The 853-nt window shown below is 60.4% G+C and carries 2 protein-coding genes; one reads left to right on the forward strand and one right to left on the reverse strand.

The genetic code is table 11. The features are described 5' to 3' along the window. Nucleotides 1-108: 108 nt before the first annotated feature. Nucleotides 109-384: a hypothetical protein gene (locus tag NMQ16_RS19135; RefSeq protein WP_257082563.1), complete on the reverse strand. Its 276-nt coding sequence runs from the start codon at nucleotides 382-384 to the stop codon at nucleotides 109-111. 272 nt (nucleotides 385-656) lie between these two features. Between NMQ16_RS19135 and NMQ16_RS19140 the strand changes: the two genes are divergently transcribed. After that, a partial coding sequence (locus NMQ16_RS19140; protein ID WP_257082564.1) for a hypothetical protein occupies nucleotides 657-853 on the forward strand: 197 nt, incomplete at its 3' end.

Genomic DNA, 853 nt, shown 5'->3' on the forward strand with positions numbered 1-853 from the left:
AACGTTTGAGCTCACCGGAGTGCGGAAGCGGGCGAAGCCCGCTGTAGCACTTCCGGTGCAGCGAAGGGTTAGGTGTACCGACGAGGGAAAGAGCTGACGGGCCCAAAGCTACTCCTTGACCAAGATGGACTTGGTGCCGTTGCAGGAGACGACATATACGGATGTGCTCTTGACCTGGAAGAGGCCGGATTGGATCACGCACGATGACGGCAGTGGCGAAAACTCGCGCTGCATACGATTGGCCATTTCCCATTGTGCGTCAATGGCGCCGTTCGCTGCACCGATAGCAAGGTAGTTGCTGCGAAAGGGCGGACGAAGAGCGAAATAACCGATTGCAGCGGTGATTGCGGCTCCAGCGATTGCTGCAGCGAACAGTTTGCCCATGTACGCCTAACGCCGTAGGTGAGAGGACGCCGGAGCGGCGTAGCCGCGCAGGGTACCCAAAGCGCAGCTTTGGGCGGTCCGCTCGACCGAAGTGTTGGACATCGCCGAAAACTGGAACGAACGTGCGTTGTGCATAGCGAAGCCGCTACCTTTCGACCTTGATCTGACCCAAACGGCAAACCGCGCTCGCTACCGGCTGCCGCCCTCAATGCCTCGAAACACTAGCACACACGCATGGCGCAACAAGGGGCGCTGTCCTGCCTGCCAGACGGATGAACTTCGATCCGCGACTCGGCCCGGTGGCGGCCTTCGTGATTCGCTTCAAACTTGACCTGCTGCATGCGACGACAGCACCGGTGATGTTCAACGCCGTAGGTGAGAGGACGCCGGAGCGGCGTAGCCGCGCAGGGTACCCAAAGCGCAGCTTTGGGCGTTCCGCTCGACCGCAGTGTTGGACATCGCCGAAAAC

It is taken from the genome of Methyloversatilis sp. XJ19-49, from assembly GCF_024580145.1.
Taxonomy (GTDB): Bacteria; Pseudomonadota; Gammaproteobacteria; order Burkholderiales; family Rhodocyclaceae; genus Methyloversatilis.

Coding starts and splice junctions, on each gene's coding strand:
- NMQ16_RS19135 (WP_257082563.1), bottom strand. CDS start 384: ATGGGCAAACTGTTCGCTGCAGCAATCGCTGGAGCCGCAATCACCGCT.